Here is a 12,470-nt window from a genome sequence, read left to right on the forward strand (position 1 = left end):
CTTGCCAACTTTGCCGGCCCAGCCCGTCGCCCACGCACGGGCGGTAGGGGAATTCACGATTGTTGACAGTGGGGCCAGGGCGCGGATGCGTACCATCGCTGGTACCGGGCCCAGGGCCGTGAGCGGCCCCGGGCCGGCGCTCGGCCGTTTTTTACCCCCTTCTGCAGGAGATCACCATGGGTTTGCTCGATTCCGTATTGGGTGCCGTCATCAATAGCGCATCACAGGGCGGCCCCCAGGGCTCCGCCGGCGGCGGCGGTGCCGCAGGCGGGCTGGGTGGCCTGCTGAGCCTGGCCGCGCAGAACCCCCAGCTGGTGCAGGCCGTGATGTCCCTCATCAGCAACGACGGCCCGGTGGGAGGGCTGCCGGGCCTGATGGCCCGGTTCCAGCAGGCCGGGCTGGGCAACGTGATCGCCTCCTGGCTCAGCGCGGGGCCCAACCAGGCCATCTCGGGCGAGCAGCTTTCGGACGTGCTGGGCAGCGGCCCGCTGTCGCAGATCGCCGCGCAGCTGGGCGTGGGCTCCGGCGCGGCGGCAGGCCAGCTGGCCCAGGTGCTGCCGGGCCTGATCGACCAGCTCAGCCCGCGCGGCGAGGCGCCGCAGGGCGGGTTTGGAACGTCCAGCGACCTGTTTGGAATGCTGGGCGGTTTGCTACAAAAATAGTAGCTTTCAGCGCTTGATGGACAAGCGCTACCGGCCACTCTGGCCCGAAACCACTGCGGCGGCGCTCACCCCGCCGCCGGGCAGCGCCGCTCCAGCCACTGCCGCAGCATGTCGAACACCGGCGCGGCCAGTTCGGGGCTTTCATTGAACAGCTCGTGGAACAAGGGCTCGAAGCCGTGCGACTGCACCAGCGCCCGGGGCGCGGCGGCCGCGAAGGCACGGCTGCCGGCGGGATTGACCAGCTTGTCGCTGCCCGCCCACAGGAGCAGCGTGGGCACGCTCCAGTGCGCGGCGCGGGCCACCGTGGCGGGGCCGCCCGTGGCGATGAAGCGCGCCAGGCGCGCGCTGATGCGGTCGTGGCACAGCGGGTCGGCCAGGTAGGCCGCGGGCACGGCCGGGTCGTGGGAGAGGTACTGCGCATCCAGCCCGTTGCCCACGCGCAGGTTCGGTGCGATGCGCGGCAGCGTGGCCAGCAGCAGTTTTTGCACGGCGCCCAAGCCCGCGTCGAGCGCGGGGGATGAGAGCACCAGCGCATCCACCGGCCGCAGGTTCAGGGACACAAAACGCGAGGCGACCAGCCCGCCCATGCTGTGGCCCAGCAGCACCAGGGGCTGGCCGGCCGGCATGCGGGCACGGGTGGCGTCCACCATGTCGGCCAGGTCGTCCAGCAGCCGCATGTCCGAGGTGAGGCCGCCGCGCGGGCCGCTCGACTCGCCGTGGCCGTACTGGTCGTAGCCGCGCGCGGCGAATCCCCAGGCATTCAGGCGCCGCGCCAGGGCGTCGTAGCGGCCCACGTGTTCGCCCAGGCCGTGCACCAGCAGCACGGTGCCCCGTGCCGGCACGCCGCGCCCCACCAGGGGCCAGTCCTGCACCGCCAGGTTTTCCCCATCCCCCGCGGTGAAGGTGGTCAAGGTGCTCAGGGTGGACGCAATGGAGTCAGAGGACATGGTGGAACGGGCTCAAGGCAACGCGGCCGGCCGGGCCAGCGCCCTGGCGGCGCGCGTTGCGGTGCGGGGGAAGGCGGGCGGCTGCATCCACACACCGGGGGAGGAGGCAGCGCCAGGGCACATGCGCGGGGACGGCGATGCGCGCGGTGGGGTTCAGGCCGCCACGGCGGTGGCCTGCTGCGCCGCCATGGCCGCGATCACCTGCGCCACGGCGGCGGTGAGCTTCTTGGCGTAGGGCACGTGCAGGAACTCGTTGGGGCCGTGCGCGTTGCTCTTGGGGCCCAGCACGCCGCAGACCATCATCTGCGCGGTGGGAAAGCCTTCGCTGAGCATGTTCATGAGCGGGATGGTGCCGCCCTGTCCGATATGGCCGCACGGCGCGCCGAAGTGGGCCTGCGAGGCCTCGTTCAGCGCCTGTTCGAACCAGGGCGTGGCGCTGGGCGCGTTCCAGCCCGTGGCCCCGCTCGTGCCCTGGAAGGTGACCTTGGCCTGGTAGGGCGCGTTGTCTTCGAGCAGGGCCTTGAGCTCCTGCACGGCCTGGCCGGCATCCACCAGGGGCGGCAGGCGCAGGCTGAGCTTGAACGCGGTGTAGGGGCGCAGCACGTTGCCGGCGTCCTGCAGCGCCGGGAAGCCCTCGGCGCCGGTGACGCTGAGCGTGGGCTCCCAGGTGCGCTTGAGCAGGGCCTGCACCGGGTCGGTGGTGGTGGGCAGGGCGAAGGTGGTGGCGCCGCCGCAGTCGTAGTGGGCCCAGGGGAAGCGCTTGTACACCTCTTCGCCCAGGATGGCGGCCGTGGCGCGGGCCTGGGCCAGGCGGTCGGGGGGCACCTCGCAGTGGAAGCTCTGGGGCAGCAGGCGGCCGGTGGCACTGTCTTCCAGCCGGTCGAGCACCTGGCGCATGATGCGGAACGACGAGGGCACCAGGCCCGAGGCGTCGCCCGAGTGGATGCCTTCTGTCAGGATCTCGACCTTGAGCGTGCCGGTGGCCATGCCGCGCAGGCTGGTGGTGAGCCACAGCTGGTCGTAGTTGCCCGCGCCCGAATCCAGGCACACCACCAGCGCCACGTTGCCCATGCGGGGCTTCAGGGCATCGATGTAGGGCAGCAGGTCGCGCGAGCCGCTTTCCTCGCAGGTCTCGATCAGGCCCACGATGCGCGGGTGGGGCACGTTCTGGCGCTTCAATTCCTGCACGGCCGCGATGCTGGCATAGACCGCGTAGCCGTCGTCGGCGCCGCCCCGGCCATAGAGCTTGCCGTCCTCGTACTTGGGCGTCCAGGGGCCCAGGTCGCCGCGCCAGCCCGAGAACTCGGGCTGCTTGTCGAGGTGGCCGTACATGAGCACGGTGTCCGTCGCGCCGGGCTGCGTGGATGCGATCTCGAAGAACAGCACGGGGGTGCGGCCTTCCAGGCGCACGACGTCGAGCGTGAGGCCTTCGACTTTCTGCGATTCGACCCACGCGGCGGCGTTGCGCACCACGGTGTCGAGCAGGCCCTGCTCGGCCCAGTCGGGCGAGAACATGGGCGACTTGGCGGGGATGGCGATGTAGTCGGTCAACTGGCGAACAATGTCGTCGTCCCACGCCTGGCTCACCCGCTCGAGCGCGAGTGCAGGTTGCAGGATCTGGTGGGGGACACGGGCATTCATGGGGGCTCTCCTGAAAAAGTCTCTGGGGGACCAAAAACAGCATTCCAACACAACCCCCGCGCGGACGCCACGGTGGGCGCGCAGAGACCTTCACGGCGGGCGCGGACGCCGCACGCGCCCCAGCCCCCGCGCAGCGGGCGCCGCCCCCTGAGGGAGGGCGCGCGGGGAGGCATTTCAATATCTGGAAGCCGGGTGGGTCTCGGGGTTGTCCCGCGCCGCCATCTGGGAGGCGGGGCGCCGCAGGGCCGTGGCCACCTCCACGCGGTTGCGCCCGTTCTCCTTGGCCTGGTAGAGCGCGCGGTCGGCGGCGGCGATCAGCATGTCCCAGCTGTCGCCGGGTTCCAGCCGGCCGCCGAAGACGCCGATGCTCGCGGTGACGGCGATGCCCACGCCCGCATCGGCATCGGCGGCGCCGGCGGGGCGAACGCGGCAGCGCGATTCCTCCACCGCCTTGCACAGCTCGCGCGCCAGCTGCTCGGCCCCCAGCAGGGTGGTGTCGGGCAGCACCACCATGAATTCCTCGCCGCCGTAGCGGCCCACGAGGTCCTGCGCCCGCACGCGCTCCTTCAGCACGCTGACCACGCTGCACAGCACCTGGTCGCCCGCGGGGTGGCCGTGGCGGTCATTCACGCGCTTGAAATGGTCGATGTCCACCATCATCAGCGCGATGGACTCGCGCGTGCGCACGGCGCGCGCCACGTCGCGGTCCAGCGCGGCGATCAGCGCGCGGCGGTTGGCCACGCCCGTGAGCGGATCGAGCGCCGCCATGATGCGGTTGTTTTCGTCCGCGCGGTCGCGCGACATGAACACGAAGCCCATGGAGCTGATGAGCACCACCGACACGGTGCCCATGAAGGTCAGGGTCTGCAGGGCGCTGCCCTGCAGGATGCCGGTGGCCGCCTCGCTGGCGCTGAGGGCCAGCAGCGCGCGGCCGCCCAGGACCAGCGCCTCCAGCCCGAGCCCCGCCACCAGCAGCCATTGGCCGCGCCCCACGGTGGCATGGCGGCGCTCCAGCGCGGCGGCCAGGGCCCACACGGCCTGCAGGCCGATGGCCAGGCCCACGAAGCTCACGCGCGCCGGAAAGTTGTCGATGAATGCGATGACGAACCCCGTGACCAGCGCGGACGGCGTGAGCAAGAGCAGCCACCGCACCGGACGGCCCTGGAACTGGTAGATCGCCGCGATCATCCCCACGAAGACGCAGGACAGCAGCAGGTTGCCCACCACCACGGACAGCGCGTCCGGCACCTGCCCGCGCAGCATGATCAGCAGGTGCCCCATGGCATTGACCAGCAGGGCGGCGGCCCACCGCCCCAGGCCGTCGCGCCGGCGCCCCCAGCCCACCACGGCCATGGAGGCCGCCATCATCAGCGAGCTGACAATGATCATTGCCAGCATGGTGGGAACATGGGCGGCCATGGCGGGCAGGTGGGGTTGTGCGGACAAGGAAGTTCAGCCCAGCATAAACCATGGAATCGGGCGCGAGAACCGATCAATTGCCAAGCCGCCCGCGCCGGGCCCGCCACCGGCCCCCGCAGGCCCGGGCCCGTCAGCGCAGCCGGGCGGGGGCGGGGGACGCGGCCAAGGCCGGCCGGTCCGCGGGCGCAGGCTCGCCGCCGGGGCCGCGCGAGAGCTTGAAGACCTGCACCGCCCCGGCCAGCCGCTGCGCCTGGTCGCGCAGGCTCTGGGCGGCGGCGGCGGACTGCTCCACCAGCGCGGCGTTCTGCTGGGTCATCTGGTCGAGCTGGTTCACCGCCGTGTTCACCTGGCCGATGCCGTCGGACTGCTCGCCCGAGGCCGCCGTGATCTCGCCAATGATGTCGCCCACGCGTTGGACAGAGCCCACGATCTCGTCCATGGTGCTGCCCGCGTTCTGCACCAGGCGCGCGCCCGACTCCACGCGCTCCACCGAGGCGCCGATGAGCGCCTTGATCTCGCGCGCCGCCTCGGCGCTGCGCCCCGCCAGCGACCGCACCTCGCTGGCCACCACCGCGAAGCCCCGGCCCTGTTCGCCCGCGCGCGCCGCCTCCACCGCCGCGTTGAGCGCGAGGATGTTGGTCTGGAAGGCGATGGAGTCGATCACGCTGATGATGTCGGCGATCTTGCGCGAGCTCTGGTTGATGTCGCCCATGGTGGTGACGACCTCGCCCACCACCTGGCCGCCGCGCGCGGCCACGGCGGCGGCGGTGCTGGCCAGCTGGTTGGCCTGGCGCGCGGCATCGGCCGACTGGCGCACCGTGGACGTGAGCTGCTCCATGCTCTGTGCCGTCTGGGCCAGGCTGCTGGCCGTGGCCTCGGTGCGGGCCGACAGGTCCTGGTTGCCGCTGGCGATCTCGGCGCTGGCGGTGGTGATGCTGTCCACCGCCGTGCGCACCTGCTGCAGCATCTGCGTGTAGCGCTGGCGCATGCCTTCGACCTCCTGCACCAGCGCGCCGATCTCGTCGCGCCGCGTGGTGCGGAATTCCTCGGTGAGGTCGCCCTGCGCCACCAGCGTGATGGCCTGCGTGAGGTCCTGCAGCGGGCGGCTCACGCCCCGGCGCAGCATGAGGAACAGGCCGATGGCCAGCAGCACCACGGCCAGGGCCATCAGGCCCCACACCGCCAGCGTGACGCGGCGCTGGCTGGCCATGGCTTCGCCGTCGGCCACCTCGGCCACCACCCACCAGCCCCCGCCCGTCTTGCGCACCAGCGCCCAGGGGTCGGTGGCGCCCGCGCCCAGCACGGGCGCGGCCTCGCGCACGAAGCCGTCGCCGGAGGCGGCCAGCGCCTCGAAGAAGGGGCGCGCCTCGGGGTAGGCCTCCAGCACGCGCTTGCCGCGCGCCGTGGGGTGGTACACGAACACGGCCTTGTCGAGCGAGGCGCCGGGGTTGACCACGTAGGTGCCGCCGTGCTCGAAGAATTTTGTCTGCGCCACCTGCTTTTGCAGCATGGCGTGGAACACGCTGATGTCGTTGCCTATAAAGAGCAGCGCGATCACCTTGCCCGAGGCGTCCTTGGACGGCAGGTAGTGGCCCATGTAGGGCTTGCCCCCCACCACGGTGACGCCGGTGTAGGGCTCGCCCCTGGCCACCGTGGCGTAGGCCGGGTCGTCGCGGGACAGGGGCGTGCCCTGCTGGCGCTCGCCCTTGTCGTTCTTGACCGACGTGGTCACGCGCATGAAGTCCTCGCCCTTGCGCGCGAACACCGTGGCGATGCCGCCCGTCTCGCTGGCGAACTTGTCGACCGAGCCGTAGTCCTCGTTGACCAGCGCGCCGTAGCTGCGCAGCTCGCCCGTGGCCTCGTCCAGGTGCATCACGCCCTCGAAGTAGCGCTGAAAGCCCCGCATGGTGAGCTGCACCAGTTCGCGGTTGGTGTTGTCGGCCGCGTCCAGCGACTGGGCCACGCTCTGCGCCGTGTCGCCCACGCTGGCCACCACCTGGGCGCGCGTGCTGCGCTCGGTCAGCACGGCGATGGCCAGCCCCACGAACACGAGCACCAGGGCCACCAGCGCAATGGCCGCCAGCGTGACCTGCCGGGCGACGGAACGGTTGTTGGCAAGGGAAGCGGCCATGCGGTATGTCTCCTGGAGATTGAAAGCCCAAAGCCGGCTGGGCCGGTCTCAGAAAGGGTTCTCAAACGCCTGAGAACACGCTGCTTCACTCTAAGTCCGGAGGCTTGTTACATTTATTCACGCATTCCCTTACGCAAAGCTGCGTACCTCGACGCGGCCCGTGCATGGACCATAGCGTGCGAAACGGGGCCCCCCCGGGGGGACGGCCCAATGCGGATCAGGGGGTCTTCCCCCTCATCCAGCCCAGGCCCTGGGAGGTGCCGGCCGCCGGCCGGTATTCGCAGCCGACCCAGCCGCGGTAGCCCAGGGCATCGATGGTGTCGAAGAGGTAGGGGTAATTCAGCTCGCCGGTGTCGGGCTCGTGGCGGCCGGGCACGCCGGCGATCTGGATGTGCGAGACGCGGCCCGTGGGCAGGTAGCGCCGCAGCTTGGCGGCCAGGTCCCCTTCCACGATCTGGCAGTGGTACAGGTCCATCTGCACCTTGAGGTTGTCGGCCTGCACCGCATCCAGCAGCTCGTGGGCATGGTCCTGCCGGTTCAGGAAGTAGCGCGGCATGTCGCGCAGGTTGATGGGCTCGATGAGGATCTCGCGCCCGGCCCGCGCGGCCTGCGCTGCCGCCCAGCGCAGGTTGCCCGCGCACAGGTCCTTGAGCGATTCGCGCTCGACGCCCGGCGGCACGGTGCCCGAGAGCACATGGATGCGCGGGCAGCCCAGCACCTCGGCATGGCGCAGGGCTTCCTCGACTCCCGCGCGGAACTCTGCCTCGCGCCCCGGCAGCGCGGCCGTGCCGCGTGCGCCGTGTTCCCAGGCGGCGGCCATGCCGGCGCGGTCGGTGCCGCCCGCCGGGGCGTTGAACAGCACCAGCTGCAGGCCGCTGTCCTGCAGCCGCGCGGCCACCTCGGCGGGCGCGAACGCGTACGGAAACTGGAACTCCACGGCGGTGAACCGGTCGCGCGCGGCGGCCTCGAAGCGCTGCAGGAACGGCAGCTCGGTGTACATCAGGCTCAGGTTGGCGGCAAACTGGGGCATGGCAGGCGGTGGAGGGCGTCGGGACCCGGCAGCTTATCGCGCGGCATGGGGGCCTGGGCGCACCGCTGCGAAGCAATAGGCTCAAAACAGCCCCTGGCGCTACATGGACAAGCGCGAACAGCTATATATTCAATAGCAGCCTGACGGTACACCAAGGACACACGCATGCGCATTGGAGAACTCGCCCGACGCACCGGCACCACCCCCAAGGCCATCCGCCTGTACGAGGGGCGAGGCCTGCTGGGCACCGTGGCGCGCAACGGCAGCTACCGCCAGTACGGCGAGGCCGATGTGGCCCAGGTGCGGCTGATCCGCCAGGCCCAGGCCCTGGGCTTTCGGCTGTCGGAACTCGATGGCCTGGACCAGATGCACACCGCCGAGGGCGGGGACCGCATGGCGCAGCGGGTGGCGGCCCGGCGGGTGGCGGTGGCGCAGGAGCTGCTGCGGCTGCAGGCGCTCGATGCCGAACTGGCGCAGCTGCAGGCGCAACTGCATGCCTGCGACGGCATGGCCGTGCCCGCCACGGCGCAGGCCTGCGCCGTGGCCGCGCCGGTTCCGCCCGCGGCCCGCGACGCCCGGCAATTCACCGCCCCGGTGGCGCGGGGCGCGCCGCATCGCGCGCCGGCTTGATCCAGCTGCTTGACTCTGCCCCGTGGGGCAAGGTGACCATGGCGCCATCGACAACAACGTGTGTGATGGAGGTTCTGTGGCACAACAACGCATTCTGGTCATCCTGGGCCACCCGGCGCCCGCCAGCCTGTGCGCGGGCATGGCCCGCGCCTATGCCGAAGGGGCGCTGGACGCGGGCGCCGAGGTGCGGTTCCTGGACGTGGGGCAGCTGGCGTTCGATCCGCTGTTCCTGGGCTACGGCGCCACACAGCCCCTGGAGCCCGATCTGGCCGCCGCACAGGCCGACATCCGCTGGGCCGGACACCTCGTGTGGGTCTACCCCATCTGGTGGGGCGCGATGCCCGCGCTGCTCAAGGGTTTCATCGACCGCACCTTCCTGCCCGGCTACGCGTTCAAGTACCGCGCCGGCTCGCCGCTGTGGGACAGGCTGCTGGCAGGGCGCTCGGGCGAACTGCTGGTGACCATGGATTCACCGCCCTGGTACTTCCGCTGGGTCACGCGCATGCCGGGGCATCACCAGATGAAGAAGGCCATCCTGGAGTATTGCGGCATCCGGCCCGTGCGGGTGCACAGCTTCGGGCCGGTGCGCACCGCCAGCAAGGAGCGGCTGGCGGGCTGGGTGGCGCACGCGCGGGACCTGGGGCGGCGCGGGGGTGCGAAACCCGGTACCGCGAGCGCCAGCCCCGCGCCGCAGGCCCCCGCATCGCCCTGACGCCGCGGCGCCCGTTCAGGCCGGGGCCAGGTACTTTTCAAGCTGGCCCATGGCGCGGGCCACGTACGCCTCCTTCTCGCCAACCGGGGCCACGTAGTGAAGCGCGCTTTCCGCGGCCTCCACGCCTTCCAGCCGGGCGATCACCCACGCGGCCAGGTACGGCGCGGCCAGGCAGCCGCCGGCCGTGGCGATGTTGCCGTGCGCGACCAGGGGCTGGTTCAGCACCGTGACCCCGGCCTCTTGCACCCAGGGCCTCGTGGTCAGGTCGGTGCAGGCGGGCACGCCGCCAAGCAGGCCCAGGCGGGCCAGCACCAGCGTGCCCGAACACTGGGCGCCCAGCAGCTGGCGGGCAGGATCGAAGTCCATCTGCGCCATCAGGGATGCGTCGTTCACCACCTCGCGCGTCTGCATGCCGCTGCCCACCAGCACGGCCGTGCGGGCCCAGGACAGCGGCGCCTGCGCTTCCACCACCACGCCGTTCATGGATCGCACCCGGGGCGCGGGGCAGGCCAGGCACACCTGCCAGCCCGGCTTCTTCACCCGGTTGAGAACACCCAGGGCGATGAGCGAGTCCAGCTCGTTAAAACCTTCGAACGTCAGTATGGCAATGCGCATGGCGCTTCTCCTGGCGGGAAAACGGCCCCCGCCGGCGGTGGATGAACAGTGGAACCCATGGTATCGGCGGTGTTCAATACAATCAAAAAATTGTCATGAATACACTGCGGAGGCGCCATGGGCCAGGTCCGGTACAAGCAGGTGGTGGATGCGCTGGCCACCGACATCCGCGCGGGCCGGCTGCGGCCCGGCACCCGCCTGCCCACGCACCGCGCCCTGGCGCAGCGCCACGGCCTGGCGCTGGCCACCGCCAGCCGCGTGTACGCCGAGCTGGAGGCCATTGGCCTGGTGGTGGGCGAAACCGGGCGCGGCACCTTCGTGCGCGATGGCTCCTGCCCGCGCGGCCTGGGCGCCGACCTGGCCACGCCCGCACCCGGCTCGGCGGACTTGTCGTTCAACAGCCCCGGCGTGCCGGGGCAGGCGGACCTGCTGCGCGACGCGCTGCGCAGGCTGGCGGCATCGGGCGACCTGGAATCCCTGCTGCACTACCACCCCTACGGCGGGCGGCCGCACGAGCGCGCCATCGTCGCCCGGCACCTGGCCACCCGCCAGCTGTGGGTGACCGGCGAGCAGGTGCTCATCGTCAACGGCGCGCAGCACGGCATGGCGGTGGCGGCGCTGGGGCTGCTCAGCCCCGGCGACGTGGTGGCGGTGGATGCCCTCACCTACCCCGGTTTTCGCGTGCTGGCCGAGCGCATGCGGCTGGACCTGGCGCCCGTGCCCGTCGGGCCGGGCGGCACGGACCTGGACGCCCTGCAGCGCCTGTGCCAGGCCCGGCCCGTGCGCGCCATCTACACCATGCCCACGCTGCACAACCCGCTGGGCTGCGTGATGGATGCGGGGGCCCGCAAGCGCCTGGTGGCGTTGGCGCGCGCCCACGATCTGCTGGTGCTGGAGGACGCCCCCTACGCCTACCTGGCGGCCGACACGCCGCCGCCCGTGGCCGCGCTGGCGCCCGAGCGCACGGTCTACCTGTCGAGCCTGTCGAAGAACGTGGCCACGGGCCTGCGCTTTGGTTTTGTCGCGGCCGCGCCGGCGCTGATCGCCCCCATCGAGCGCGCCGTGCGTGCCACCTCCTGGAACACGGCGGGCGTGATCACTGCCATCGCCTGCGGCTGGATCGAGGACGGCACCGTGGCGCGCCTGGAGGCCGAAAAGCGCACCGACGCGGCCCGCCGCCAGGCCATCGCCAGCGAGGCCCTGGCCGGGCTGCCGCTGGTGCGGCACCCGCATTCGTACTTTGCCTGGCTGCCGCTGGGCGACGACCAGCGTGCGGACCGCGTGGCCGGGGCGCTCGCGCGGCGCGGCGTTGCGGTGTCCACCGCCGAAGGGTTTGCCACCACGGCACACGTGCCGCATGCGCTGCGCCTGGCGCTGGGCTCCATCCCCTGCGAGGACCTGCCACGGGCCCTGGCCGCCGTGAAGGCGGTCGTGGAAAGCGACTCTTCCTGAGCGGCATGGCCGCGCCGCGACACGCCGCGCCTTCCGGGGCAGCCGCCCGGCTTCACTGCTTGCCGGTGAACGCCCGCACCGCGGCGCGGCCCACGGCGGGGTCATCGGTAAAGAAGCCGTCGATGCCCGCGCGCAGATACGCCGTGATCTCGGCCGCGCTGTCGCCGCGCGCCGTGCCATCCGCCGCCGGAGCCTTCTTCAGGCCGGCGGGCAGGAAGGCGTTCTCGGGCCGCAGCGTCCAGATGTGCACGGCCAGGCCTTCGGCGCGGGCACGCGCGACCAGCGGCGTGGGTTCGCCGGGCAGGCCGTCCTTCACCGGCACGACCAGGGTCTTGAAAGGGCCGATGGCATTGGCATACGTGGCCACCTGCTTCAGGCCTTCGGGCGTGATCAGGTCGGCATAACCGCGCGCATTGGCCGCGCCCTGGGCCACAAAGTCATACGGCCGGCCCGAGGGAGCCACCAGCTGCACCAGGCGCACGCTGCTGAGCCTGCGGATCGCCTGCAGGTTGGCCACCTCGAACGACTGCACGAACACGGGGGCGTCCTTGTGGTTCCAGCCGTTCTTCTCCAGCACGGCGAGCAGCGGCGTCTCCAGCGGCTGGCCGATGGACTGGAAATAGGTGGGGTGCTTGGTCTCGGGGTAGATGCCGACCACGCGGCCGGTTTTGGCCGTCGCCGCCTTGGCCAGGTCGATCACCTCCTGCAGCGTGGGCACCTCGAACTGGCCGTTGTAGGCCACGTTGGCGGGGCGTTGCGCGGGGATGCGCTCGCGGGCGCGCAGGGTTTTCAGCTCGGCCAGCGTGAAGTCCTCGGTGAACCAGCCGGTGATGGACTGGCCGTCGATGGTCTTGGTGGTTCTGCGGCCCGCGAACTCGGGGCGGTCCACCACGTCGGTGGTGGCTTCCTTCACCGAGCCATCGGCGCCCAGGATGGCAATGGCGTTCTCGTGCCGGGCCACCAGCACGCCGTCCCTGGTGATGACCAGGTCGGGCTCGATGATGTCGGCGCCATCGTCAATGGCCTGCTGGTACGCCGCCAGCGTGTGCTCGGGCCGCAGCGCCGAGGCGCCCCGGTGGGCGATCACAGTGGGAGTGGGCGGCCAGGCCTGGGCCATGGCGCCCAGCGCCCAGGTGGCGAGCAACGCGGCAGCAGTCGTGGCGCGCAGTGCAATGCGTTTCATGCGGGTCTCCTACAAACAGAGCCCGCACCTTAGCCGATGCGCTTGACA

11 protein-coding genes are annotated in these 12,470 nt (G+C 71.4%); 4 read left to right on the plus strand and 7 right to left on the minus strand.

The window, feature by feature from the left end; translation table 11 throughout:
- Positions 1-176: 176 nt before the first annotated feature.
- Positions 177-662 (plus strand): YidB family protein, encoded by a 486-nt coding sequence (locus tag AC1RCS_RS17945; RefSeq protein WP_218297033.1) that lies wholly within the window; start codon positions 177-179, stop codon positions 660-662.
- A 65-nt stretch (positions 663-727) separates the two neighbouring features.
- On the opposite strand, the gene AC1RCS_RS17950 is transcribed toward AC1RCS_RS17945, so the two are convergent.
- The 5 genes from AC1RCS_RS17950 to otnI form a co-directional block, all read right to left on the minus strand.
- Complete coding sequence (locus AC1RCS_RS17950) at positions 728-1,609, minus strand: alpha/beta hydrolase (RefSeq protein ID WP_218297032.1); 882 nt, start codon at positions 1,607-1,609, stop codon at positions 728-730.
- Positions 1,610-1,762: 153 nt separating this feature from the next.
- Positions 1,763-3,250, minus strand: coding sequence for a M20 family metallopeptidase (locus AC1RCS_RS17955; protein ID WP_218297031.1), 1,488 nt, complete (start codon positions 3,248-3,250; stop codon positions 1,763-1,765).
- Between the two features lie 174 nt (positions 3,251-3,424).
- The gene (locus AC1RCS_RS17960) at positions 3,425-4,669 is read right to left on the minus strand and encodes a GGDEF domain-containing protein (RefSeq protein ID WP_218297205.1); all 1,245 of its coding nucleotides are present in this window, start codon (positions 4,667-4,669) and stop codon (positions 3,425-3,427) included.
- A 130-nt stretch (positions 4,670-4,799) separates the two neighbouring features.
- Complete coding sequence (locus AC1RCS_RS17965; protein ID WP_218339362.1) at positions 4,800-6,800, minus strand: methyl-accepting chemotaxis protein; 2,001 nt, start codon at positions 6,798-6,800, stop codon at positions 4,800-4,802.
- 217 nt (positions 6,801-7,017) lie between these two features.
- Entirely contained in the window at positions 7,018-7,830 is an 813-nt protein-coding gene (gene otnI, locus AC1RCS_RS17970) for a 2-oxo-tetronate isomerase (RefSeq protein WP_492246439.1), read from the minus strand.
- A 165-nt stretch (positions 7,831-7,995) separates the two neighbouring features.
- Here otnI and AC1RCS_RS17975 point away from each other — a divergent pair, with 165 nt between their 5' ends.
- Both AC1RCS_RS17975 and AC1RCS_RS17980 read left to right on the plus strand, forming a co-directional pair.
- Positions 7,996-8,460, plus strand: a complete 465-nt coding sequence (locus AC1RCS_RS17975; protein WP_218297028.1) for a MerR family transcriptional regulator — start codon at positions 7,996-7,998, stop codon at positions 8,458-8,460.
- Between the two features lie 76 nt (positions 8,461-8,536).
- Positions 8,537-9,172: an NAD(P)H-dependent oxidoreductase gene (locus AC1RCS_RS17980; RefSeq protein WP_492246440.1), complete on the plus strand. Its 636-nt coding sequence runs from the start codon at positions 8,537-8,539 to the stop codon at positions 9,170-9,172.
- A gap of 15 nt (positions 9,173-9,187) precedes the next feature.
- On the opposite strand, the gene AC1RCS_RS17985 is transcribed toward AC1RCS_RS17980, so the two are convergent.
- Entirely contained in the window at positions 9,188-9,787 is a 600-nt protein-coding gene (locus AC1RCS_RS17985) for a DJ-1/PfpI family protein (protein ID WP_492246441.1), read from the minus strand.
- Positions 9,788-9,904: 117 nt separating this feature from the next.
- Between AC1RCS_RS17985 and AC1RCS_RS17990 the strand changes: the two genes are divergently transcribed.
- Positions 9,905-11,239: an aminotransferase-like domain-containing protein gene (locus AC1RCS_RS17990; RefSeq protein WP_492246442.1), complete on the plus strand. Its 1,335-nt coding sequence runs from the start codon at positions 9,905-9,907 to the stop codon at positions 11,237-11,239.
- Between the two features lie 52 nt (positions 11,240-11,291).
- Here AC1RCS_RS17990 and AC1RCS_RS17995 read toward each other — a convergent pair whose 3' ends face one another.
- Positions 11,292-12,422, minus strand: a complete 1,131-nt coding sequence (locus AC1RCS_RS17995; RefSeq protein WP_492246443.1) for a glycerophosphodiester phosphodiesterase — start codon at positions 12,420-12,422, stop codon at positions 11,292-11,294.
- Positions 12,423-12,470 lie beyond the last annotated feature (48 nt).

This window comes from Acidovorax sp. GW823-FHT01C06 (genome assembly GCF_058798375.1).

Bases quoted from the DNA above. Each gene is read 5' to 3' on its own strand.
- AC1RCS_RS17960 (WP_218297205.1), bottom strand. From the start codon at position 4,669: ATGGCCGCCCATGTTCCCACCATGCTGGCAATGATCATTGTCAGCTCG.
- AC1RCS_RS17975 (WP_218297028.1), top strand. From the start codon at position 7,996: ATGCGCATTGGAGAACTCGCCCGACGCACCGGCACCACCCCCAAGGCC.
- otnI (WP_492246439.1), bottom strand. From the start codon at position 7,830: ATGCCCCAGTTTGCCGCCAACCTGAGCCTGATGTACACCGAGCTGCCG.
- AC1RCS_RS17955 (WP_218297031.1), bottom strand. From the start codon at position 3,250: ATGAATGCCCGTGTCCCCCACCAGATCCTGCAACCTGCACTCGCGCTC.
- AC1RCS_RS17995 (WP_492246443.1), bottom strand. From the start codon at position 12,422: ATGAAACGCATTGCACTGCGCGCCACGACTGCTGCCGCGTTGCTCGCC.
- AC1RCS_RS17985 (WP_492246441.1), bottom strand. From the start codon at position 9,787: ATGCGCATTGCCATACTGACGTTCGAAGGTTTTAACGAGCTGGACTCG.
- AC1RCS_RS17965 (WP_218339362.1), bottom strand. From the start codon at position 6,800: ATGGCCGCTTCCCTTGCCAACAACCGTTCCGTCGCCCGGCAGGTCACG.
- AC1RCS_RS17945 (WP_218297033.1), top strand. From the start codon at position 177: ATGGGTTTGCTCGATTCCGTATTGGGTGCCGTCATCAATAGCGCATCA.
- AC1RCS_RS17990 (WP_492246442.1), top strand. From the start codon at position 9,905: ATGGGCCAGGTCCGGTACAAGCAGGTGGTGGATGCGCTGGCCACCGAC.
- AC1RCS_RS17950 (WP_218297032.1), bottom strand. From the start codon at position 1,609: ATGTCCTCTGACTCCATTGCGTCCACCCTGAGCACCTTGACCACCTTC.